The following is a 395-nucleotide window of genomic DNA, read 5'->3' on the forward strand; positions in this document are numbered from 1 at the left end:
CCCGCCAGCATCCACACTGACGGACAACGGTTTGGTGTTCACCGCCCGCCTAGCCGGGCGCAAAGGTGGGAGAAACGCGTTTGAAAAAGTGCTCGTCGCACACAAAATCCAACAGAAAAACGGCCGACCAGGCCACCCCCAAACCCAAGGAAAAATTGAGCGGTTCCACCAAACCCTCAAAAAATGGATCACCGCCCGACCCGCAGCACAAACGGTTTCTGAACTGCAACAACTCCTCAATGAGTTTCGCCAATACTACAACTGCACCCGACCCCACCGCGCCCTGGGCAGACGCACCCCGCAGCAGGCATACACCGCCGGAGTCAAAGCCACGCCCAACGACAACCCCAAAGAAGAATGGCGAACCCGAAACGACACAGTCGACAAAAACGGCA

1 protein-coding gene is annotated in these 395 nt (G+C 57.2%); it reads left to right on the top strand.

Annotation, left to right across the window (positions count from 1 at the left end):
* The coding region (locus HMPREF2791_RS11595) for an integrase core domain-containing protein (protein ID WP_141764931.1) at nucleotides 1-395 on the top strand (395 nt) is incomplete at both ends.

This window comes from Corynebacterium sp. HMSC034A01 (assembly GCF_001838175.1).
Classification (GTDB): Bacteria; Actinomycetota; Actinomycetes; order Mycobacteriales; family Mycobacteriaceae; genus Corynebacterium.